Annotated in this window: 24 protein-coding genes and 1 riboswitch; of the genes, 13 read left to right on the top strand and 11 right to left on the bottom strand. The window is 39.2% G+C overall.

Annotated elements, in window-relative coordinates:
- The gene (locus AC1FXP_RS18165) at positions 1–432 is read right to left on the bottom strand and encodes a VanZ family protein (RefSeq protein WP_480063408.1); all 432 of its coding nucleotides are present in this window, start codon (positions 430–432) and stop codon (positions 1–3) included.
- Between the two features lie 121 nt (positions 433–553).
- Positions 554–781: a hypothetical protein gene (locus AC1FXP_RS18170; RefSeq protein WP_480063409.1), complete on the bottom strand. Its 228-nt coding sequence runs from the start codon at positions 779–781 to the stop codon at positions 554–556.
- A 424-nt stretch (positions 782–1205) separates the two neighbouring features.
- On the opposite strand from AC1FXP_RS18170, the gene galE reads away from it, so the two are divergent.
- Positions 1206–2216, top strand: coding sequence for a UDP-glucose 4-epimerase GalE (gene galE / locus AC1FXP_RS18175; protein WP_480063410.1), 1011 nt, complete (start codon positions 1206–1208; stop codon positions 2214–2216).
- Between the two features lie 52 nt (positions 2217–2268).
- Here the strand turns inward: galE and fbpA are convergent, their stop codons facing one another.
- Entirely contained in the window at positions 2269–2442 is a 174-nt protein-coding gene (gene fbpA / locus AC1FXP_RS18180; RefSeq protein ID WP_480063411.1) for a Fur-regulated basic protein FbpA, read from the bottom strand.
- Between the two features lie 300 nt (positions 2443–2742).
- Here fbpA and AC1FXP_RS18185 point away from each other — a divergent pair, with 300 nt between their 5' ends.
- From AC1FXP_RS18185 to AC1FXP_RS18195, 3 genes are all read left to right on the top strand, one after another.
- Positions 2743–3246 carry a dihydrofolate reductase gene (locus AC1FXP_RS18185; RefSeq protein ID WP_480063412.1) on the top strand — a complete coding sequence of 168 codons (504 nt, stop codon included), beginning with the start codon at positions 2743–2745 and terminating at the stop codon, positions 3244–3246.
- Between the two features lie 210 nt (positions 3247–3456).
- A riboswitch (Lysine riboswitch) is annotated at positions 3457–3638 on the top strand.
- A 216-nt stretch (positions 3639–3854) separates the two neighbouring features.
- A complete protein-coding gene (locus AC1FXP_RS18190) occupies positions 3855–5453 on the top strand; it encodes a Na+/H+ antiporter NhaC family protein (protein WP_480063413.1) in 1599 nt (532 codons plus the stop codon).
- 128 nt (positions 5454–5581) lie between these two features.
- Positions 5582–6751: a PstS family phosphate ABC transporter substrate-binding protein gene (locus AC1FXP_RS18195; protein ID WP_480063414.1), complete on the top strand. Its 1170-nt coding sequence runs from the start codon at positions 5582–5584 to the stop codon at positions 6749–6751.
- A 172-nt stretch (positions 6752–6923) separates the two neighbouring features.
- Here the strand turns inward: AC1FXP_RS18195 and AC1FXP_RS18200 are convergent, their stop codons facing one another.
- Entirely contained in the window at positions 6924–7196 is a 273-nt protein-coding gene (locus AC1FXP_RS18200) for a hypothetical protein (protein ID WP_480063415.1), read from the bottom strand.
- 306 nt (positions 7197–7502) lie between these two features.
- Between AC1FXP_RS18200 and AC1FXP_RS18205 the strand changes: the two genes are divergently transcribed.
- Entirely contained in the window at positions 7503–9014 is a 1512-nt protein-coding gene (locus AC1FXP_RS18205; RefSeq protein WP_480063416.1) for a sodium-dependent transporter, read from the top strand.
- 20 nt (positions 9015–9034) lie between these two features.
- Positions 9035–9142 (top strand): methionine/alanine import family NSS transporter small subunit, encoded by a 108-nt coding sequence (locus AC1FXP_RS18210; protein ID WP_480063417.1) that lies wholly within the window; start codon positions 9035–9037, stop codon positions 9140–9142.
- A 180-nt stretch (positions 9143–9322) separates the two neighbouring features.
- Here the strand turns inward: AC1FXP_RS18210 and AC1FXP_RS18215 are convergent, their stop codons facing one another.
- Positions 9323–10330: a M23 family metallopeptidase gene (locus tag AC1FXP_RS18215; RefSeq protein WP_480063418.1), complete on the bottom strand. Its 1008-nt coding sequence runs from the start codon at positions 10328–10330 to the stop codon at positions 9323–9325.
- A 371-nt stretch (positions 10331–10701) separates the two neighbouring features.
- Here AC1FXP_RS18215 and lipA point away from each other — a divergent pair, with 371 nt between their 5' ends.
- Positions 10702–11610, top strand: a complete 909-nt coding sequence (gene lipA, locus AC1FXP_RS18220) for a lipoyl synthase (protein WP_480063419.1) — start codon at positions 10702–10704, stop codon at positions 11608–11610.
- 180 nt (positions 11611–11790) lie between these two features.
- Here lipA and AC1FXP_RS18225 read toward each other — a convergent pair whose 3' ends face one another.
- Complete coding sequence (locus AC1FXP_RS18225) at positions 11791–12423, bottom strand: YhcN/YlaJ family sporulation lipoprotein (protein ID WP_480063420.1); 633 nt, start codon at positions 12421–12423, stop codon at positions 11791–11793.
- Positions 12424–12576: 153 nt separating this feature from the next.
- On the opposite strand from AC1FXP_RS18225, the gene AC1FXP_RS18230 reads away from it, so the two are divergent.
- Positions 12577–12876: a YutD family protein gene (locus AC1FXP_RS18230; RefSeq protein WP_480063421.1), complete on the top strand. Its 300-nt coding sequence runs from the start codon at positions 12577–12579 to the stop codon at positions 12874–12876.
- Positions 12877–12917: 41 nt separating this feature from the next.
- On the opposite strand, the gene AC1FXP_RS18235 is transcribed toward AC1FXP_RS18230, so the two are convergent.
- On the bottom strand, positions 12918–13208 hold the full coding sequence (locus tag AC1FXP_RS18235; protein ID WP_480063422.1) for a cytosolic protein: 291 nt from the start codon (positions 13206–13208) through the stop codon (positions 12918–12920).
- Between the two features lie 61 nt (positions 13209–13269).
- Positions 13270–13536: a DUF3055 domain-containing protein gene (locus AC1FXP_RS18240; protein WP_480063423.1), complete on the bottom strand. Its 267-nt coding sequence runs from the start codon at positions 13534–13536 to the stop codon at positions 13270–13272.
- A 178-nt stretch (positions 13537–13714) separates the two neighbouring features.
- On the opposite strand from AC1FXP_RS18240, the gene AC1FXP_RS18245 reads away from it, so the two are divergent.
- The 3 genes from AC1FXP_RS18245 to AC1FXP_RS18255 all read left to right on the top strand — a co-directional run bounded on the left by AC1FXP_RS18245 (position 13715) and on the right by AC1FXP_RS18255 (position 15725).
- The gene (locus AC1FXP_RS18245) at positions 13715–14164 is read left to right on the top strand and encodes a DUF86 domain-containing protein (RefSeq protein ID WP_480063424.1); all 450 of its coding nucleotides are present in this window, start codon (positions 13715–13717) and stop codon (positions 14162–14164) included.
- Between the two features lie 110 nt (positions 14165–14274).
- Positions 14275–14925, top strand: a complete 651-nt coding sequence (locus tag AC1FXP_RS18250) for a helix-turn-helix transcriptional regulator (RefSeq protein ID WP_480063425.1) — start codon at positions 14275–14277, stop codon at positions 14923–14925.
- A gap of 32 nt (positions 14926–14957) precedes the next feature.
- A complete protein-coding gene (locus tag AC1FXP_RS18255) occupies positions 14958–15725 on the top strand; it encodes a TIGR01457 family HAD-type hydrolase (protein WP_480063426.1) in 768 nt (255 codons plus the stop codon).
- A gap of 956 nt (positions 15726–16681) precedes the next feature.
- Here AC1FXP_RS18255 and desA read toward each other — a convergent pair.
- The 3 genes from desA to AC1FXP_RS18270 form a co-directional block, all read right to left on the bottom strand.
- Complete coding sequence (desA, locus tag AC1FXP_RS18260) at positions 16682–17710, bottom strand: Delta(5) desaturase DesA (protein ID WP_480063427.1); 1029 nt, start codon at positions 17708–17710, stop codon at positions 16682–16684.
- A gap of 146 nt (positions 17711–17856) precedes the next feature.
- A complete protein-coding gene (locus tag AC1FXP_RS18265) occupies positions 17857–19485 on the bottom strand; it encodes a PAS domain S-box protein (RefSeq protein WP_480063428.1) in 1629 nt (542 codons plus the stop codon).
- 164 nt (positions 19486–19649) lie between these two features.
- A complete protein-coding gene (locus AC1FXP_RS18270; RefSeq protein WP_480063429.1) occupies positions 19650–20147 on the bottom strand; it encodes a phosphatidylglycerophosphatase A family protein in 498 nt (165 codons plus the stop codon).
- Positions 20148–20272: 125 nt separating this feature from the next.
- Between AC1FXP_RS18270 and yutH the strand changes: the two genes are divergently transcribed.
- Entirely contained in the window at positions 20273–21313 is a 1041-nt protein-coding gene (gene yutH, locus AC1FXP_RS18275; RefSeq protein ID WP_480063430.1) for a spore coat putative kinase YutH, read from the top strand.
- Between the two features lie 394 nt (positions 21314–21707).
- A complete protein-coding gene (locus tag AC1FXP_RS18280; protein WP_480063431.1) occupies positions 21708–23006 on the top strand; it encodes a homoserine dehydrogenase in 1299 nt (432 codons plus the stop codon).
- Position 23007: the final 1 nt, after the last annotated feature.

Below are 23007 nucleotides of genomic sequence, written 5' to 3' on the forward strand. Positions count from 1 at the left end.
CTAACTAGATTGAACTTCTCGTAAGTTCACCGATTTACGTTTATGAAAGAGGGCATACAGCAATAAGTAACTCAAGGTACCGGAAACATTAATCAATATATCTAGCAATCTACCGTCGCGGTTAAAAAATGGCTGAATAAATTCTGTTGAAAACGCGAGAAAGAAGCACAAGAACAGAGCGCCTACTATTGTTCGGAAAACAATTGTACTTAAGAATGCCAAAATAAAAAAGGCAATAAAATGGCCAAATTTTTGTATGGAAAAATAGATACTCGCGCCAACAAATGAATACATATGGAAAAACCCTGAAAATTGGGGGGCGGTTGTAAAAGCAAACTGAAGCTGTCCATCACGCAGAAAATCACTAGCGCTTTGTGTAAAAAGCAATATAGCTAAGAGAATGAGCCAAGTTATGAACAACCATAAAGCCAAGTAGACACACCTCCTTGATAGAGTGAACTGGGAAAAGGAAACCCAACCTTTTTCAGTTGATTAAGTTGCAATGGCTCCGCACGTTGCGCGCCTTCTATGAGAACCCCACTCATAGAAGGCTTTAAAAACATGGCAACGGCTCTGCACATTGCATAGAGTGAACTGAAAAAGGAAACCCAACCTTTTTCAGTTGATTAAGTTGCAATGGCTCCGCACGTTGCGCGCCTTCTATGAGAACCCCACTCATAAAAGGCTTAATAAACATGGCAACGGCTCCGCACATTGCATAGAGTGAACTGAAAAAGGAAACCCCAACCTTTTTCAGTTCAATCACTAGCAGTGTAGTCATCTTGGCTGTTTTTCAAACTATTTTTTATATGTGCAATGTTTCCTCGTTTGAAACATCCGGAATGTGCCAAGACTAATACAACGAGGAGGTTGGTTCGATGGAACAGTATGATGGAGATGTATTTGTCGGTTTAGTTTGGGGAATTGTATTAAGTATTCCACTTTGGCTATCGATTGTTGGATGGGTGAAATGGTTATTGTAATAGAAGGCACGGAAAAAGTCTCTTCTAGCAAATTTGAGGAAGCAGCAATGGCTCGGCTCCGAACATTGCTTAGAGGTCACTATGAAAAAGGAAAAACCCCTTCCTTTTTCATAGTGACCTCTTTCTACTAAAGTAAGTAGTGATATGGTAAGATATTACCAAGAGAATGAGGAGGGAAACGTTTATGACCTCTAATTTCGGGACTTTATGAATGGAGTGAGTTTGGTGATATTGGTAACAGGCGGGGCGGGCTATATAGGGAGCCATACGTGTGTAGAGCTGTTAGATGCGGGTTATGAAATTGTTGTCGTTGACAATTTTTCAAATAGCAAATATGAATCGATTGACCGAATCAAAGAACTAAGCGGTAAGGATTTTCTGTTTTATGAGGTAGACTTGTTGGACAAGCCAGCTTTAGAGAAAGTGTTTGCTGAACATAACATTAAAGCGGTTATCCATTTTGCAGGGTTAAAGGCAGTGGGGGAGTCTGTTGAAATTCCACTTCACTATTATCATACAAACATTACAGGAACTTTAGTTCTTTGTGAACTGATGCAAGCCTATGGCGTTAAGAACATCGTCTTTAGTTCATCGGCAACGGTTTACGGAATGCCAGATCGTGTTCCAATTTTAGAGGATTTCCCGCTAAGTGCTACAAATCCATACGGACGTACAAAGCTTATGATTGAGGAAATTTTACGAGACTTGTATGTATCAGACAAAGAGTGGAGCATCGCATTATTGCGTTACTTTAATCCGATTGGTGCCCATCATAGTGGCAGAATTGGAGAAGACCCTAATGGAATTCCAAACAACTTGATGCCATTTATTACCCAAGTGGCTGTTGGAAAGTTAAAGGAATTAAAGGTATTTGGGAACGACTATCCAACGATAGACGGTACAGGAGTTAGAGACTATATTCATGTCGTAGATCTTGCTAAAGGGCACTTAAAAGCTCTTGAAAGGATCGTGACAACAACAGGGGCACATGCTTATAATCTAGGAACTGGAAACGGCTATAGTGTCATTGAGATGGTCGAAGCATTTAAGAAAGCTTCCAATCGTGACGTGCCATATTCAATTGTTGAGCGTAGACCTGGTGATGTAGGGGTATGTTATGCTGATCCATCTAAGGCAAAAGAAGAGTTAGGCTGGAGCGCGGAAAAAGGGATTGAAGAAATGTGTGCCGATTCGTGGAGATGGCAGGAAAGCAATCCTGATGGGTATAAATAAGTAAATAAGCAATGAAAGCCTGTATCTATATGATACAGGCATAATTATTTAGTTAGCAAAATGTATAGTGATTACCTTGTTCAAGTTCAGAGCATACAAGTAATCTCAACTCTTCTTCTGTTGCTTCATATAATTGACGGCCATCAGGCATCTTGAACAATTGATTTTCTAAAAGGGTATCGATAATTTGTTCTTTATCGATATGAGACAATGTTTTCAAGGACAATACGAACACTCCCCTTTTGCAAAGTAGTACTGAATTAATTGAAAGCGTTTACATTTATTATTATAAATTCTTTTGTATGTCATTGTCAACTATAATAAAGGAAAAGTTATGGAAAATAGGTAAAAAGCTTTAGTTCGTTAAATAATAAAAGACAGGAGAACAGCTTGAGGCGAGAGTAGAGGCTGTGATATTGTTTAGCCCGGAAAGGAGCAATTTACTGTCTATTGCTTCAATTATATTGTCGAGTGGCTAAATTATGATACGATAAAACAAAAATAAGGGTAAGAAAAGGGGATACATATGATTTCATTTGTTGTTGCAATGGATCAAAATCGCGTAATAGGAAAAGAAAATCAGTTGCCATGGCATCTCCCAGCGGACTTAGCGTATTTCAAAAGGGTCACGACTGGTCATACGATTGTGATGGGAAGAAAAACGTACGAGTCTATTGGTAGACCATTGCCAAAGCGAAGGAATGTTGTGTTAACAAGAGATAGACAATATGAAGCAGAAGGCTGTGAAGTTGTACACTCGATTGAAGAAGTATTAAGTATAGCAAAGCAAGATGAAGAATGTTTTGTCATAGGTGGAACAGAAGTATTCATGCTTTTTTGGGACCATGTTGATAGGTTGTATGTCACATACATTGATGAGACCTTTGAAGGCGACACGTTCTTCCCAGAAATTGATGCAAAAGAGTGGGAAGTCATTTCAGTCGAAGAAGGGATCGTTGACGAGAAAAATCGTTATCAGCATGAGTTTCGTACGTATGAGAGAAAGAAAGATAGTTTGGCGGGATGGTAAGAAAATAGCTTGGTTGCTCGAATATGATGGAATTAGAAAGTGTGATAAGGACATAAAAATAATCCCAAAAAAATTAATTGATGTGCTTAATAATCATACTTTATCACCCGCACAAACCGTAACCTTATGTGGTTTAAATTAACATTGCTAATATAGAAAAAACATGATAACATCCATAATTGGTAATTAAATAGAGGTGCCTCATTGTTACGATGAGGTAGAGGCGCGATTGCCAATAGTACCTTTTCTAAGGATGACAACGTTGAGGAAAAGGGAAAGGGGCCGTCGCCGAAGTGGAAGTAGAGGTCAGGCTGCTTTTGCTGGATCTGTATTGAATAAGTGCAGAGCTGTCATAACTTGGAGCAGCCAAGTTATGGAGGACTACCATGATTATGGGGATTCACGCGCGGATGTTAGGCGATAGTGGGTTATCCACTATTGCCTTTTTTCTATGGAAAAGGGACGTAGATACGGAACAAGTAAGTATTTGTCGAGATGTCTCTTCGCTCCTATAATAATTGTCAGAGTGGAGCACTCATAGTTGTATTTTTCTATTGCAGTTAGTCCTTCATCTATGTAACTACCATCCATTTTTAGGAGGTATCATTATGGAATCATCTATTTTTTCTTTAGTTCCTCCAATTTTAGCACTTGTGATGGTTATTCTTACAAGAAGAGTATTATTATCACTTGGTACAGGTGCAATTGTTGGGGCGTTAATGGTTAATAATTTTAATCCACTTGCAGCAGCTGCAAATATTTATGGGATTGTAATGGGCATCATTTTTGATTTTGATGTAGAACACGTCACATTCTCTGCAGTGACTCGTGCCATTATTGATGAAGGATTTGCTATAAATACATGGGAATTCTTTATTGTTCTTTTCTTATTATTACTAGGTATGATGGCTGCCCTTATTACCCGTTCAGGTGGAAGTCGGGCGTTTGGGGAGTGGGCAATGAAACGTGTGAAAACACGTGTTGGTGCACAGTTATTAACGGTTGTTCTAGGTCTTATTATTTTCATTGATGACTATTTTAACAGTTTGACAGTCGGGAATGTGAGTCGCCCGTTAACCGATCGGCACCGCATTTCTCGTGCAAAGCTAGCGTATTTGGTAGATTCAACGGCAGCTCCAATGTGTGTAATTGCCCCAATTTCAAGCTGGGGAGCATACATTATAGCGATTATTGCAGGGATCTTTGCAACGCATTCTGTCACTCAATATGAAGCTTTGCAAGCATTTTTACTTATGGTTCCTATGAACATTTATGCATTAGTTGCGATGGGGCTTGTATTAGCTGTAGCATGGTTCAATCTGGATTTTGGTGCGATGAAGGCTCATGAAGAGCGAGCGAAAAACTCAGGTGAATTGTTTAATGCAAGTCTTGGTCCGATTCCTGGTGCTCAAGATGATATTGCAGCAAGTGAAAAAGGCAAGGTTGGTGACTTAGTATGGCCCATCATTGCGTTAATTGCTGGTACAGTATTTTTTATGGTGACAACAGGAATTGAAGGGACAGAAGGCGATGTAACGATTTTGACGATCTTTGAAAATACAGATGTTGCTTCAGCTCTTGTATATGGTGGCTTGTTCGGCTTAGCCGTTGCCCTCATTTTGAACGTGTTTAAGCCGAAATCAGGTACAGGGCTTGGAGCTTCGTTAGTTATTGGGATGAAATCCATGCTGCCAGCCATTTACATTTTGTTCTTTGCATGGACACTTATTTCAATCATTGGTGACCTAGGGACAGGAACGTATTTAGCGTCACTTGTTGAACAGTCAAATCTTCATCCGATGTTCTTACCAGTCATTTTGTTTGTTATTGCTGGTTTTGCAGCTTTTTCAACCGGTACATCATGGGGAACATTTGGCTTGTTGCTTCCAATTGCTGGGGAGATGGCAGCAGTCATTGATCTTACATTGATTTTGCCGATGATGGCAGCGGTTTTAGCTGGATCGATCTTTGGTGATCACTGCTCTCCAATTTCAGATACGACGATTCTTTCTTCAACAGGAGCAGGAAGTCATCATATTGATCACGTCGTTACCCAGCTTCCATATGCGCTCATTGCAGCTGGAATTACAGTGATCTCTTATCTAGTATTAGGTTTTACGACAAATGTAGTACTGAGTTTAATGGTTGCTTTTGCATTGCTTATTGTAACAATAATGGTTTTAAAAAAAGTGAGTGCAAATAGGTAATTCATCTAAAGGGTCAACTTCAAACTGAGGTTGACCCTTTTTGCGTCTAAAATAAAACTATTAAAATTGTATGATTATGGTAAAGTGAGAGTAGTTTTCATATCATATTGTTGCAAAGGAGAATTTCAATGAAATCGAACTTAGTTCTCAATTGTATCCTCGCATTGATTATGGTCGTTGTTCTAGGTATTATCGGCTATGTGGGAGCTGTCATTAGTTTGCTTATGGGAGGGCTTACGTTTTATACGCCACTGATTGTTGTTGTAACGGTTAGTTTAATGATTTTTACGGTTGTAGTCATCTTCCGTCTGCTGAAACCGAAAACATTAAAGATAACCGTGATGAGTTTTCTTGCATTGTGCCTCTTCTCCATTACTATTTATGAGATTTATGAAAGTTATCAACGAAGTATCGTGACAGTAAGTGATCAAGATTATAATTTATATGGCTATCAACCATTTCATGATGATACAAATGTTGTAGCTTTAGACGAACCTGCAAATGTAAAACTAGAAGGGGATCTCCCGATTCTCGATGGAGCTACAGCTTTGTATCCAGTCTATTCTGCCTTTGCGAGAGCAACTTATCCTGAAAAAGAATATAATGTTCATCAAAGTGAAGTGATGTCAAACCAGACAGGGGAGGCATTTCAACATTTATTAAACGGAAAAGTGGATATAATTTTTGTTGCAGCTCCATCGAAACGCCAAATGGAGCAAGCGCAAAAGCGTGGGGTCGAGCTAGAGATGATTCCAATTGGTCGTGAGGCATTTGTTTTTTTTGTAAATGAAAAAAATCCTGTAACAGGGCTTTCGGTTGAACAAATACAAGGTATTTATTCAGGAGAAATTACAAATTGGAGTGAAGTTGGGGGAGAGAATACATCGATTCGTGCGTTCCAACGTCCAGTTGACAGTGGAAGTCAAACGGCATTAGAGAAAATAATGGGGGATGTCCCGATTGCAGATCCTCCAACTGAAGATGTCGTATCAGGTATGGGAGGCGTATTTGAAGAAGTTTCTAGCTACAAAAATTACAAAAATGCAATAGGGTATACGTTTAGATTTTTTTCAAATGAAATGGTCAAAAACGGGGAAATCCGCCACCTCGAAATAGAAGGTGTGTATCCAGACAAAGAGACGATTCGCAGTGGTGCTTATCCTTTCGCTTCGGAGTTTTATGCGATCACCGCCGAAAGCGACAATCCGAATGTTGATCGGTTTCTTAATTGGATTTTGTCGGAACAAGGACAACGTCTTATTGAGGAGACAGGATATGTACCTGTAAAAAGTGAGTGATAAGGCAGGGGGCTAATTTCATTTGAAGTTAGTCCTTTATACGTAAGTGTGGAAATAGAAGAATAGGGATTTGAAAACCGACGGCAAAAAGAAAACCCTCATTTGAACAATGCTGCTTCTTTGTAGAAACAATCTGTTTGTCTCAAGAGGATAAGAAATGATTTCTGCAATATTACCCTTGGGATTTCGCAAAGAATTCTTTCGACTTTCTTTTGACTTTACGCAACGCCTTTTTAATAAACGTAGTAACGTCTTTCCCATCTTTAACTCGCTCATACGTTTGTTCGAACTTCCTTGCGTCACAAGGATACTGTTCACCGTATTTATCTGTAATGAGATAATCTCCTGGGTTACCAATTAGTGAGCCACTTGCAGTCTCGATTGTGATCGTTCTAGTGATCTTTACTGCTTCAATAATTTCTGGCTTTCTCCTGTATCTAGCCAAGTTACCACCTCCTTTTTAAACGTTCTCACCATTTATCAAAACTATTCTATATTAATTCATCGTACTCAATTTTAATGTGAGTGTGACAACTCCCCATGAAAGAAATATCATCAATGAAATTATACAAGCATAGGTTTAGGAACCTTGCTCGCCTACTTTTCTCCTTCACTGTAGCAAAGTATAACAGGAATGTGTAAAATGTAAGCGTTTTCTAATATTTGAAAAAATTCTATACTAAAGTGTTTATATTCTGAATAAACAAGTATAGAAAGTGTTTTATAAAATTTATGCAGAGAGGTGAAGTCAATGAACGGGAGAGAACAATGGGGAACTCGTGCTGGTTTTATTTTGGCGGCCATTGGTTCTGCTGTAGGTCTAGGTAACATCTGGCGTTTTCCTTACGTTGCCTATGAAAATGGAGGAGGAGCTTTCTTTTTACCGTACTTATTTGCTCTTATAACTGCTGGTATTCCTCTTCTCATTATGGAATTCACACTTGGTCACAAGTACCGGGGCTCAGCGCCACTAACTTACGCGAGAATGAACAAAAAAACCGAGTGGATCGGTTGGTGGCAAGTAGCGATTTCATTTGTCATTGCTACTTATTATGCAGTCATCATTGCGTGGGCGTTGTCCTATACGTATTTTGCCTTCAATCAAAGGTGGGGAGAAGACACTGGCGGCTTTTTAATGGGGGAATATCTCCAGAGAATAGATATAGTGTCAGGGGGCTCACCTGGAGAGATAGGAGCATTGGTTCCTAGCGTGTTGATTCCATTAGTGATCGTTTGGATTATTACACTAGGTGTTTTATTTAAAGGAATTAGAAGAGGAATTGAAATTGCAAATCGGATCTTTATTCCGTTACTTGTGGCCATGTTCTTACTCATTGTCATTCGTGCTATTACGCTAGAAGGAGCTCTAACTGGTCTAGATGCATTCTTTAAGCCTAATTGGAATGAAATTATGTCACCAGGAGTATGGGTGGCAGCTTACGGTCAGATCTTCTTCAGTTTATCAATTGCATTTGCGATAATGATTACGTACTCAAGTTATTTATCGAGGAAGTCAGATATTACAAACAATGCCTTTATTACAGGCTTCAGTAACTCGAGTTTTGAGCTATTAGCTGGGATTGGGGTGTTTGCGGCACTTGGATTCATGGCCCAAGCATCTGGTGTTGGCGTAGCTGATGTTGCTGATGCTGGAATTGGTCTTGCTTTTGTTGTCTTTCCAGAGATAATTAACACCTTTCCAGGAATGAATGGACTATTTGGGGTCTTGTTCTTTGGTTCACTCGTACTTGCAGGGTTGTCTTCTCTCATATCAATCGTTGAAACGTTTGTATCGGGTGTTCAAGATAAATTCAAGTTCTCGCGTCGTAAAGCAGTCGGCATCGGCGGCGGATTAGCAGCAGTCATCTCTTTATTGTTTGCAACTCAAGGTGGATTGTTCTTCCTTGATGCGGCTGATTATTTCATCAATCAATTTGGGATTGCTTTTGCGGGGCTCGTTTCCGTTATTGCTGTCTCGTGGTTTGTCAAAAAGCTGCCAGAGCTTCAGACTCATGCAGATGGAGTTTCTGATTTCCGTCTTGGGGCATGGTGGAGAATTTGTTTGAGTATTGTTACGCCAATTGTGTTAGGGTTCATGTTTATCCAAAACTTAATTGAAAACCTAACGAATAACTATGAAGGATATTCGACTAGTTTCCTAATTGGATCAGGCTGGCTCGTAGCCATAGGTGCGATTGTGATCGGGTTCTTATTTGCAAGAAGCAAATGGCAGAAAAATGACTTGAATATCCCAAGAAGATAATGAAAAGGAGTTGAGCGAGCATGAGTGGTGGCGCAGTAACCATGATGATTGTTGGTATGCTGATTATTTGGGGAGGATTAGGACTAAGCATTGCTAATGCGGTGAAGGTAGCGAAAGAGAAAAAATAAGAAATGGGAAAGTGGGTGTCTCAAAGTCTGGCAATGGCTCGTTCGCTACTCGCCGTGAGTGTGTAACCCACTCCTCTCAAGGCTTTTTAAAAGATGTAGCGACTCCGCTCATTGCTTAGGGGTTACCCCAAAAAGGTCAAAAACATACCTTTTGGCGTAACCCCTTGTTTAATCAAACGTTTATTTCTTTTTCTTTCGATCCTGATAAGCCTTTCGCTCCCATTGTTTTAAAGATGGATATGGGTCAAAAGACCATTCCGTAATACCATTATCACGATACATTCCATAGTGAAGATGTGGTGGGAATTTTCCTTGTGTACCAGGCTTTCCGTAACCAGAGCTTCCACAATAACCAATTACTTCGCCAGGGGCTACAATCGAACCTTCTTCAATTCCCTTTTCAAATCCACTTAGATGAGCGTAATAGTGATAGATATTATCTAGATCACGAATACCTATACGCCAGCCACCATATTTATTCCATCCTTTTATTTCGACTCGTCCATACGCTGTTGCACGAATAGGAACATTATAACCAGCAAAAATATCGGTTCCCTCATGAATCCGTCTTCCGCCCCATCCGCGTCGGTCACCCCATGTGTTCTTGTAGCTGTAGTTGTAATTTAAAGGCATTGGAAACGCATGATCATCGAGATCTAAAGTATCAAACTTTTCATATACAAGGGCATGGCCGTGGACAATGCGAACAGATTGATCACGCTTGTACTTTTCCCATAGAGCTATCCGAAAGTCTTCTTCATCAAAGCCGTAACCTTCAATATATTGGGCCATCGTAAAAAGAACATCTTCATCATTTGTACGCTCAGCTAGACCATCACCATCGCCATCTAAACCGACTCCACCAAACATTTGAATGGAAAGAGGATGTGTATCTTCTTTGTTCGGATTAAATTCCCCTGCCCAATCTTCTTCAGAGTAATAAATGGAAATGAACCCATCTTCTTTTGGGCGATCCTTACGTGCACGTCGTAACCCGCGCTCATACGTATCAACAGCAGCTAAATAATGCCATGGTACGTTTGTTAACGTTTCAACCTTTTTATATAGATCCATCCGTCTCTCGTAAATTTGTTCACTTGTTAATTCGTCTTTCTCAGCCGCAGTGACACACGGAAGAGAAATAAACACTGCAATAAGTGCTAATACGATGATTTTCTTCAATCTCATGTCAGGCTCCTTTCTACCTTTGCAAACACTGCTGGTAACTCGAGGGCACTGAAAAAGGTTGGCCTTTAAGCAATGAGCGGAACCGTTGCTTTTTCTCATAGCAGGCGCGCAACGTGTGGAGCCATTGCCGCTTCCTCGAATCCGCTAAAAAGGACTTTTTCAGCGGACTCTGATCTTCACCTTTTCAGTGCCCACGGTAAATCGACCTTGTTTTCTCTTTATATAGTGTGGGGAAAAAAACTCGAAAAATAGGAGAGAATGATTGGAAATTTTGAGCGAGCGCTTGGTTATTTTTCGGAAATCATGATAAAGTAGTATAGAGAAAAAGTGTTCATGAGTTTTAAATAGGTATTTTGGATGGAGTGAAATAAATGGCAAAGAAAGAAGAGCATTTACGTAAACCGGATTGGTTGAAAATAAAATTAAATACGAATGAGTCCTATACGGGTTTAAAGAAAATGATGCGCGAAAACAAACTAAATACCGTTTGTGAAGAAGCGCGTTGTCCTAATATTCATGAGTGCTGGGCTGTTCGTAAAACAGCGACCTTTATGATTCTTGGAGACATTTGTACGAGAGCATGCAGGTTCTGTGCCGTGAAGACAGGATTGCCAAATGAGCTTGACTTACAAGAGCCAGAACGTGTCGCAGAGTCAGTTGAGACAATGGGTCTTAAGCATGTTGTTATTACTGCTGTTGCCCGTGATGATCTGAAAGATGGCGGATCGGCTGTATTCGCAGAGACTGTACGTGCGGTTAGAAGACGCAATCCTTTCTGTACGATTGAAGTACTACCATCGGACATGTTAGGGAGCTTTGATAACTTGAAGACGTTAATGGACGCCCGTCCAAATATTATGAATCACAACATTGAAACGGTTCGTCGTTTGACGCCGCGGGTTCGTGCTCGTGCTACATATGAGCGGACACTAGAGTTCTTACTTCGGGCAAAGGAAATGCATGCTGACATTCCGACTAAATCAAGTTTAATGATTGGTCTTGGTGAAACAAAAGAAGAAATCATTGAAACAATGGATGACTTACGAGCAGCTGATGTCGATATTATGACAATTGGTCAGTACTTACAACCAACGAAGAAGCATCTAAAAGTTCAAAAATATTATCATCCAGACGAATTTGCCGAGCTAAAAGAAATTGCATTAAGCAAAGGGTTTAGCCATTGCGAAGCAGGTCCATTAGTTCGTTCTTCTTATCACGCTGATGAGCAAGTAAACGAAGCGCAAGTTCGAGCAGAAGCGAAAAAAGTGACAAATCAATAAAAGGGGATGTCCTAAAAGGTCAAATGCAGACCTTTTAGGACATCCCCGAAGCAATGAGCGGAGTCGCTACCTCTTTTTAAAAGCTTTGAGAGGAGTGGGTTACACACTCACGACGCGTGCGAACGGAGCCATTGCCACCTCTGTTCCGGACTTTTGAGACGACAGCTCCTTTTTGCCATGTTATCGATCCATAAGTCTTCTCTGTTTCGATTGCATGATGTTCATGTCATCGTCAGTGTTTTCGTTATACTCTCCTTGTGGCGATTCTAGCTTCATTTGCTCAATTGTCTGCTCTATTGTACGTTCGATATCGGAAGTAGCTGAAGTTAAATGTTGGAACCGTTCGATTTCATCAAAATGATCGTGGTTATCTGTAATATAAACTTCATAATATCTAGGCACAATAGACAATGCGCTGCGTTTTACTTGGTCTGCAACATATTCGCGGTTATCTGCTTGAGCATCATACGCAACAAGAACGTACTTGTCTGTTACAAGAGCCCCAGCTTCACTTACGACATCATTTGTTAAGACCATTCTCGTTACGGCATCTGATAAACGTCCGCGATCTATAACAGGAATGACAGGTTGTCGGCCATTACCCATGACAAGTTCTCTTTCATATCGTGTATAGCCGAAGTGATTATAATCGTTTGTTTCGTTCAGTTGATTAATTGGATAGTGTCCACCATTTGGCTGATGGCTGTCGTAATTAGCTGTGCGTTGCAGTGTTTGACCTTGTTCAGGCATTTGACATCCACTAACAAGCATCATCGTTGCAAGACCGCCAACTAATAATGATTTTTTTATCATGATCAAACCCCCTCTCTTTTCAGATTGACCCAAATACGTCTCTTTTACTGCTAGTAAATGATGGTGATGTTACAGTTTTCGGGAAACCTGTTGCAAGTGTGTCGTCTTATTGTGTTATAATTAAGAGAGAGCAAAGTTAAAGAGGTGAGCCACATGGTTCGCATACAAGGGATGCAATTTGAAATTGTTGAAGATGTAAAAAATGGATGGGACGAAGAAGCATTTAAAGATCGCTATGCTGACGTCCTAAATAAGTATGACTACATTGTAGGCGATTGGGGTTATAACCAATTAAGGCTGAGAGGCTTCTTTGAGGACAAGCATAAAAAGTCTACACATGATACAAAAATTAGTACCTTACCAGATTATTTGTATGAGTACTGTAATTTTGGCTGTGCTTATTTTGTCATTAAGAAAGTGAAAGTACCAGCAGCCCAAAAAGGGAAAGAATAAGGAAAAAGCAGTCTGCTAAAGACTGCTTTTTCCTTATCTTACTAATCGTTCGAAGTATAGGGAGGCTCCTCATTTTTGTTTGGATCATCGTGAGTGGGGTGAGCCTCTGGAAACTGCCTAGGTAAGTTTTGGTGCAGGGACTTAAATTCATAATTAAAAGCACTATAGTAGCGCTGTCCTGGTTCCCATGGAGTACTTTTATTTGAAACAGGCTTATCTTTATTGATTGGTGAGCCATATGGCCCCTCAGGAAAGTCTTCTGCAGCAAGGAAATTTCGCTGTGTTTCAACATTTGAAAAGTCGAAATACTTTTGTTCCTCTTTATCAGTCATAAAAAAGACACCTCCTATTCAGTATTTTGCCCGAATGAGGTGTTTTTTATTTTGTGTGCGCCTAAACAATTTCGTATAAAAATGAGCGTAGTTCTCCTGCCTCTTCAGCAGTTAAGTTGAAGGCATGTTCTATGTATCCAGGTTCATCAAGATCGTCTGAACCAATGATCGCAAACCGGTTTGATTGGACATCGAGCACAAGTTGTTTTCCGTAATATCTGGATGAGTTAATAATGGCAAGGTCAAAACGTTGATTTTCCCCCATAAAGCTTACAAAACGAGTTCGTGTTTCTTCAATATCATCGTATAAAAAAAAGCGCTCAGACATATTATTGCTCCTTTCACCGTGTATATTTAGTATCATACCACGGGAGAGGATTGGAAGAAATGATTCGATTCTTGTGCGTGATTCTTTATGCTCAGGATGACATTGGTGTTGTATACTAAGAGAGAACAGAACATGTTGTGAAAACGCGAAGAAGAGAATAATGTGTGGAGGTATCATCATGTATTTTGTAGATCGCAATAAAATTGAACAAACACTCCATTATATGGAATCACTACAAGAACAGGTTGAACAACTAACATCTTGTAATAATTTAACAGAAAAGCTAGCGTTAGAGCGGCTTGCTTATGTAGTTATTGAATCAATTATTGATGTTGGAAATAGTATGATTGATGGATTTATTATGCGGGATCCAGGTGGGTATGAAGATATTATTGACATATTAGAGGATGAAAAAGTTGTGAAGATTAACGATGCGGTTGCTTTAAAAACAATCATTGGCCTGCGCAAACAGCTAATTGCCAATTATTCAGAGGTGAACCACCAACAGATAGTGGAAATATTGACGAACCATGAGGCTTCATTAACCCAGTTTCCTTTAGATGTAAGAAGGTATTTGACAGAGGAGTTAGGTCCGGTTAGCGCGTTCTTGCCAAATGAGAGAGGCTGATTAAGGACGCGGGTTCGCAGTTTGTCACCTAAGGCATTTTCATAAAACTAGCTTTTAGGAGCCAGTCCTTTTGAGTTTTTATCGTTCATCGCATACAATGGGTGATAAGGATGGTGATCGTTGTGAGGAATGAAGCGAACTCTACACGTCAAGTCATCTTAACGTTGTTAAAACGCAATCAAGAGCTAACAGTTTCAACTTTGGCTACTGAATTAGAGGTAACGGAGATGGCCGTTCGAAGGCATATACGGGAACTTGAGAAGGAGAAGCTAATTGACTCTAGGTTGGAAAAACAAGCGATGGGACGACCAATTCATAAGTATTACTTAACAGAAAAAGGGAGCGAAACGTTTCCGCGGAATTACAGCGATTTATCATTAGGCATTCTTCAAGATGTTGAACAATTAAGCGGAAGTCAAATGGTTGATCAATTATTTGAACAGCGCAGAGAACGTCTTTATGAGAAGTATGAAGCAGAAATTAAAGGCTCTTTTGCTGAACGAATTGCAGCACTCGCCCGCGTTCAAAGCGCAGGTGGCTATATGGTCGAATACAAAGAGTTGAATGAAGGGGAGTATGAGTTTATAGAGTACAACTGCCCAATTGCACAAGTGGCTAAGGAATATCCAATTGCTTGTACTTGTGAACAACAATTGTTTAAGCGTTTGCTAAAGACCGATCATGTTGAACGAAAGTCATGTATTGCGAAGGAAAATACGTCATGCTGTATATATAAAGTGAAAGAGAACAAAGAGGGATAGAGGATGAAGTTTCTCTATAGGAAGAGGGATGTATGAAAGGCTATAAAGGTTTTTTAATCGATTTGGATGGAACGATGTACCGTGGAAGTGAAAAAATTGATGAAGCTGTTACCTTTGTGAAGGAACTTGAGAAGAAAGGGCTTCCTTATTTATTTGTTACAAATAATTCAACTAAGAGACCGGAGCAGGTAGCCGAACACTTACGTGAAATGGATGTTCCGGCAACGGCTGAGCATGTATTTACGACAAGTATGGCAACAGCTACATATATTTCTGAGCAAAAGAAGCAAGCGCGTGTGTGCATGATTGGTGAAGAAGGGTTGAAGTTTGCTCTTGAAGAAGAAGGGCATGAAATCGTGGAAGAGAATGCTGATTTCGTCGTGATGGGGTTAGACCGCGGGATTACGTATGAAAAGCTAGCTGTTGCAGCTTTGAATATAAGAGCAGGAGCAACGTTTATCGCTACAAATGGCGATGTCGCATTGCCGACGGAGCGTGGATTAATGCCGGGGGCAGGTTCATTAATTTCTGTTTTGTCAGTAACGACAGGGGTTGCGCCTAAGTTTATTGGAAAACCTGAATCAATCATTGTTGAACAAGCATTGGATGTTATAGGCTTAACAAAAGACGAAACCATCATGATCGGTGATAACTACCATACCGATATTCTTGCTGGAATACGAGCAGGGATGGATACATTGATGGTGTATACAGGGGTATCAACAAAGGAACAAGTAGAGGCGCTAGAAGATAAACCGACGCATGCTATTGATACATTGGCAGAATGGACATTTGATTAAGGGGTTTATTATTTTGGGGTAAGACAAGAAGATCGTTTGAACATAAAAAATTAGTTAAATGAGTAGTGATGCACCTAAGTTTTTGACTCTCACTTAAATGAAAAAAGAAAACCGCTTATTCTTATAACGGGTTCAGTTTTGGGAGGGAAATCGTTAATTAGCAGGTTAAATAGCATTACATTTAACATTCCAATCCCAAGCAAATTAACACTGCAATTAACATACAAAAACGCACAGATAAAATAGTATCTGTGCGTTTTTACTCATATTTCTTCCCTTGTTAAATAAATGCTCTTCCGTTAGCTTTACAAATTATTTTTTCAATTGATATAACGATATTCCATCAGAAGACAGTCGTTGCATAATATGTTGTCACTCATTTTTTGAGGTATTTTATAAATGTTTTATACATAATCAGTATATAAGAAATGATAAAAATTACCCAAATAATCGACATTAGAGAAGTGAAATATTGAAAGAAATAAACACCTATAAGAATCCCCATAGAAAAAAGACATACTTTTAACAGAGCAAAATCCCATATTGAATAGTATTTTGTAGCCTGAAACACTTTTTGTATCCAACTTATCATAAAATCAATCCCCCCATCTTTTGCTAAAGCTGATTGGTTAGTTGAATAAAGAATTTCCTTACACTTATTTTAACATCAAATTCCATAATTCCTACAAAAATTAACGTACTCTTAAACTAATAAAGTAATCAGCATACCTTTTAGCATATGAAATAGAAAGGTAACATAAGTTTATGTACTCTTGCTAAAAGGTATGCTAAACCAACTGCTAATTTTAAGTTGAATTCTAATCAAACATTGATACAACAATAAAAAAACAAGCGTACAAAATCATTGCGAATTTGTACGCTATTTCTAATGTTATTTGTCATTTTCTCTCCTAAAACAGAACCCGTTATTATTCTTAACGGTTTTCTTTTTTTCATTACGCGGCCTTTGCTTTCTTATTCTGCAAGGACGCTCTAATATCACGATTGCCAATAAATCTATTTTCTTGATCATCCCAAAGTTTGAAGCTAAGAGATTTTAAGCTAGTTAATAATGTTAATGTTGGAACATCCTGCAGTTTTGGATCACTTAAATGAGCTGCTTCAAGATGGTAATTCGGTACACGAGAATTCAAATGGTGAACATGATGATAACCAATACTACCGGAAAACCACTGCAATACTTTTGGTAGCTTATAATACGAGCTTCCTTTTAAAGCAGCCTCAACAAAATTCCAATTCTCGTTGTGTTCAAAATAGCCATCTTCAAATTGATGCTGTACGTAAAACAGCCATACGCCTGCAAATGTTGCGATATAAAAGATCGGCAGCTGTACTAGGAGGTAGTTTGTCCATCCTAGTGTAGACCCTAAAAGGAAAACAATAGATACTAACACAACATTCGTCATCCAAACGTGTCTTCGCTCTTTTTGGGAAGCCCCTTTCGTGTTAAAACGATAATCAATTAAAAAAAGATATAAAGGCCCAATTAAAAACATGACGAGAGGGTTCCGGTACGTTCGATAAGCGAAGCGCTTAAACGAAGAAGCCTTCACATATTCCTGCAATGTCATCGTCCAAACATCGCCAACTCCTCGCTTCTCCAAGTTTCCATTTGACGCATGGTGAGTTGTGTGACTACGTTTCCACTGTTCAAAAGAACAAAATGTAAATAGTCCAGTGATGATACCGACGATTTCATTTGCCCTACGGCTCTTGAAAAAAGAGTAGTGTGTGCAGTCATGAAAGATGATAAACGTTCGGACCAAAAACCCTGCTGCAGGGATGGCAAGTAACAAAGTCAACCAAAAGGAAATTCCTAAGCTTGCATACGCTAAAATCCATAATCCTAAAAAAGGTCCAACTGAATTAATTAATTGACGCACACTTATAGATACTCGTGACTGTTCAAATGGAGCTAGTTTTTTCTTCCATTCACGAATATCATTCTTACCGTATTCACTCATTGAAAGTATCACCTCACGCTAATTTTATCAGATAAAGGAAAAAAAACTATGTTTATTTATTGGAAGTCTTAAAATAGACACGTTTACTTAGCAAGAAATAGGGGGTGACTCATTTGAGACACCCCCTTTACAGGCTATTAAGACATTTACTGATGCGTTGTCGGCAAAGTAATTGTAACGGTAGTTCCTTTATTTAGCTTACTATCAAAATGAATACTACCGTGATGTGCTTGGATAATTCGATAGCTTACGGCTAACCCTAATCCAGTTCCTTTTTCCTTTGATGAATAAAAAGGTTCTCCTAAACGTTCTATTCGATCTTCATCAATGCCGTTTCCATCATCATAAATAGTAATTTGAAGCTTGTTCATAACTTCACCTACATTAATATTGATATTCTTAGATTCGGCTTCGATTGAATTCTTAATGATATTGATAAATAATTGTTTTAATTGGTTTGGCTCACATTCAATATGATCTAATGTGTTATCTCGGTAATAATCGATTTTGACGTTATATAAATTAGCTTGAGATTCTAGTAACCACATAACACTAGCAAAAATTTGATTGATATCACACTTATCAAACTGAACTTCACGAGGTTTTCCTAATGCTAATAGTTCACTAGAAATTTGATTAATTCTTTCTAATTCATCGAGGATAATCGTATAGTAAGATTGGTTATGGTTATCGTTTGATTTCATAAATTGAATAAAACCTTTAATCGATGTTAAAGGGTTGCGAATTTCATGAGCGACGCTTGCGGCAAGTTCGCCGACAACTGAAAGTTTTTCTGTCTTACGTAATCGTTCTTCTGTTTCTTTTTCCTTTGTCACGTCGATTGCGTAGCCAATTGCGCCAAATACCTTGTCATTATACATTGTTGGTACAGCTGTACATCGAAAGATACGCTGACTGCCATCTTTGTGGGATACAGTAATTTCCTGATTCACCCAATTTGTTTGTTCTTTTAGAATTTGGTTAAAGGCTCGGATAACTTCTCTTTTGCTCTTTTTCTCAATTAGAGGCATGATCGATTTTCCTAGAAAATCCTTCGAGTCATATCCAGTCATCGCATTAAATTGCGGATTCAATTCTAAAACATTCCCTTGGCGGTTTAAAATAAATACTAATCCGGGATTAAACTCGACTAGAGATTTATAATTTTGTCGGCTCTTTTCTAACTTTTTCTCAACTTTGACTTGATCAGTAATGTTCCGCCCCATAACGACTAATTCTTTTCGGGAGCCATCTTTATTAAAGATGGGCACTTTAATCGTATCGAATGTTTTTGTATTCCCATCAGGCGAAGGGATTTGTTCAATACACCGCGATACTTTCCCGACTTTCCAAGCATCTTCATCGGAAGCTTCGCAGTAATAGAACGCCTCTCGGTAAAATTCGCTATATTCAGCAAGCTCACTATCCTTTTTACCCACATAATCAACATGCTCAATTTGAAAGAGTTTTAACGCAAACTCGTTAGCTTGAGTCCATCTGCCTTGTCCATCTTTAAAGTTGACGAAATCAACCATTGAATTAATTAATATCTCTAGTTTTTCCTTTTCAGCTTTAACGGCTTGAGTTTCAACCTTTTTGACAAAGGCATAGTAAATAAAGCAACCCGATAAAATGACGAAAATAAACCCTTTGATTTGCTGTATTAATATATACACTTGTAGATCTGAATTCAATTGCGCAACGATATAATCAGTTACCAATATCCAAATTATCCCAAGGGTGATGTATAGTAAAACTTTTCTTTTTTTATGCATTGTATATATATCCCCCGTATAGTACGTCCATGATAGTTCATTTTACCATTAAGCTATAGGTTATGGGTTAACAACTTTCTTCCAGTTTGATAAGGGTTTTCCAAAAAAAGGGGTTGTTCCAAAGGTCAAAAAACAGACCTTTTGGAACAACCCCTTGCTTAATATCACTCCGTATTAGCTGCACTGTGAGCAAGACGACTTGAGGCAGCCGCTGCAATTGCTCCGACAATATCATCTAAAAAGGTATGGCAGCTACCTGATTCTTTGTCGTTCAATTTCTCTAAAATACCAGGCTTTTGTTTATCAATGTACCCGTAGTTTGTGAAGCCAATAGAGCCATAGACATTCACAATGGATAAAGCAATAATTTCATCAACGCCGTATAATCCCTCATCTCGGTCGATGATGCCTTGCAAAGGTTCATCAAGTAAATTCTTTTCAGCTAGTATATCCAGCTGAATTCCAGTAATGATTGCATTTTGTACTTCACGCTTGCGAAGAACTTTATCAACGTTATCTAAACAAACATCAAGTTGGAGATCAGGGTGATACTTTACTTGCAAAAAGTAGACGAGCTCGGCTATGTCCTCTAAAGTAACCCCTCGTTCAATTAACCATTCTCTCGCTTTTATTTCAACTTCGTCCATAATCCTTTTTGTCATCGAAACACCTCCGTCGGCATTGCCTGATTATGACTATAGGCTAATACTAGTCTACTGTCCACATACACATTTTATTCATTTGGGTCATAGACTAGGTAAAGGAGTAAGGTTAGGGAGGGAAGTAAATGTTTGAGAGGAACCTTTATGATGTGTATGGGATTTATTGTGAAAAGCGCTTTTCCATTGGGTCATACGAAGGCTTTGAAGCCGACGGTAAGTCGTATATTTTGTTGCCGAAAGAAGAGTGTATGTCACAAGAAGATGAAATGACAGCCTTTGCTGATTACATGCGATCGATTGGCGATTCATCCGTACTTGAGCCCCTGTATACTCTGCAAAGGAGAAGGAGTGGCTTAATTGATGGGCAAGAAGTTTATGTTTGTGCTTTGCCAATGACCGCGGAAAGAAAAGAAGGGCATTTTAGGTTTCGAACGTTAGAAGAAAAGGGTGGACATTTAGCAGCTATTCACCATTTTGGAAAGCAATTTTCGTATCCGAAGCGAGGATATGATTTCTTCGGTCAATGGCCGAAATTGTGGGAAACAAGGTTGGAGCAATTAGAAGGATGGTATCAGCAAATATTGTACGAGAGACCGCAATCTTATGTGGATGAGGCTTTTTTGTTTTCTTATCCTTATTTTATGGGACTGACGGAAAATGCGATTCAATATGTTGTCGATGCAACTTTGGATGATCCAGCCCGTAATCAGGAAAAGCCCACTATATGTCACAGGAGATTTACGGATCGAACGTGGGTTGTCCTATCGGAAGAAGGAGATATCGTAAAACGTCCGACAGAATTTGTTTACGATCATGCTTGTAGAGATTTAGCTGAATGGACGCGAGATCAACATTTAGCAGAAACGAATTTTCCGTGGGGGAAATTGAATGAGTTTTTAAAAGGGTATGAGCAGTACGAACCATTGTCGAGCTATTCATGGAAGCTATTATATGCAAGATTGTTATTTCCGCTTCACTATTTTGAAGCGATAGAGGGCTATTATCGAAGTCAATTACAAGAAGAAAAAATTCAACTCGGGCAATCTTTTTTTCGGATGCTTGAAAATGAATATAAGAATGAACGCTTTCTAAAAGAATTTGCTGAAACTGTACTTATGACTAAAGGAGTCGGTACAACTGTAGTGCCACCGCTTGATTGGTTGTAGTCGCGGTTGATCATATTTTAGGCTAGTTATAGAGGGGAGAATTTCCCTTTTTGACTAGTCTTTTTTTGGGGAATAGTAAAGGAAATCAGCGTATATCGAGCGAGGGAGGCGATAGTAGTATCGAAGAAGCGCAATGGCTCTGCACGTCGCGCGCTTTTTCTGAGAAGACCACTCAGTAAAGGCTTAAAAGAAAGTGACGGCTCCGCACATTGCATAGATATTATAAAAAAAGCCCGCAAGCGCGGCTTTTTTTATGATATCTTATACTTTTCTGAATTTTATTAAATTACCTATTGTACTTAGTCGAAAAGAGGTCTATAATGTCCATTATAGATAAACAAATGTACTTTTTGAGTATACATGAATAGAGTAATGGAGAAGGAGTGGAGAGAGTATGTCAGCAGCGGAAGTTCGCGTCGGATTATTGGGTTTAGGGACAGTTGGAACAGGGGTTGTTTCTATTATTAGCCGTCACCAAGAAGAATTGCGTCACCAAGTAGGCTGCCCAGTAACGGTGAAAAAAGTACTAGTTCGTGATAAAGAAAAACAACGTCCGGTGGATCTCGATGAATCACTCGTGACGGATCAAATAGAAGATGTTCTTTTCGATCAAAACATTGATGTTGTTATTGAAGTAATGGGAGGAATAGAAACGACGCGCGAGCACTTACTTACGGCTCTTCGCAATGGAAAGCATGTAGTTACAGCTAATAAGGATTTAATGGCTTTGTACGGTGCGGAGTTATTACAAGTAGCTTCTGAAAATGGCTGCGATTTGTATTATGAAGCAAGTGTAGCTGGTGGGATTCCTATTTTACGGAGCTTAAGTGATGGACTGTCTGCAGATCGCATTACGAAAATGATGGGGATCGTTAATGGTACGACGAATTACATTTTAACGAAAATGTCGCAAAACGGCAGTTCGTATGAAGAAGTATTAAAGGTTGCTCAAGAGCTCGGATTTGCAGAAAGTGATCCAACTGCGGATGTGGAAGGATTAGATGCTGCAAGAAAAATGGCTATTTTAGCGACACTTGGGTTTTCTATGGATGTGAGCTTAGACGACGTTTCTGTTAAAGGAATTTCATCTGTCACGAAAACAGATCTAGATTACTGTGATCAACTTGGGTATACTATGAAATTAATCGGGCTAGCTAAGCGTGATGAGGGACGTGTGGAAGTAAGTGTAGAACCTACATTGCTTCCAAAAGAACATCCGCTAGCATCGGTGCATAATGAATATAATGCTGTGTATGTATATGGTGAAGCGGTAGGAGAGACGATGTTTTACGGACCAGGGGCAGGTTCGCTGCCAACGGCAACTGCTGTCGTTTCTGATTTAGTGTCTGTTATGAAAAACATGCGGTTAGGTGTATGTGGCAGGCAGGTACAAGAGCCATTACATGCTCGCGTACTCAAAAAAGCAAATGAAATAGACTCGAAATATTTCATGCGATTACGTGTAATTGATAAGGCTGGTACGTTCCAAGCTGTTACAAGTTTATTCGCTAGCCATGATGTAAGCTTTGAGAAGCTACTACAACTTCCGCTTGAAGGTGAAGAAGTGGCTGAAGTTATTGTGATTACACACCATACAACTAAAGAAAACTATGAACAGTTATATAAAAAATTATCTGAGCTTGAAGTCATTGAATCGATTGAAAGCAGCTACCGTGTCGAAGGAGGACGTTAAA

Source organism: Halalkalibacter sp. HAAS-P013 (genome assembly GCF_056619925.1).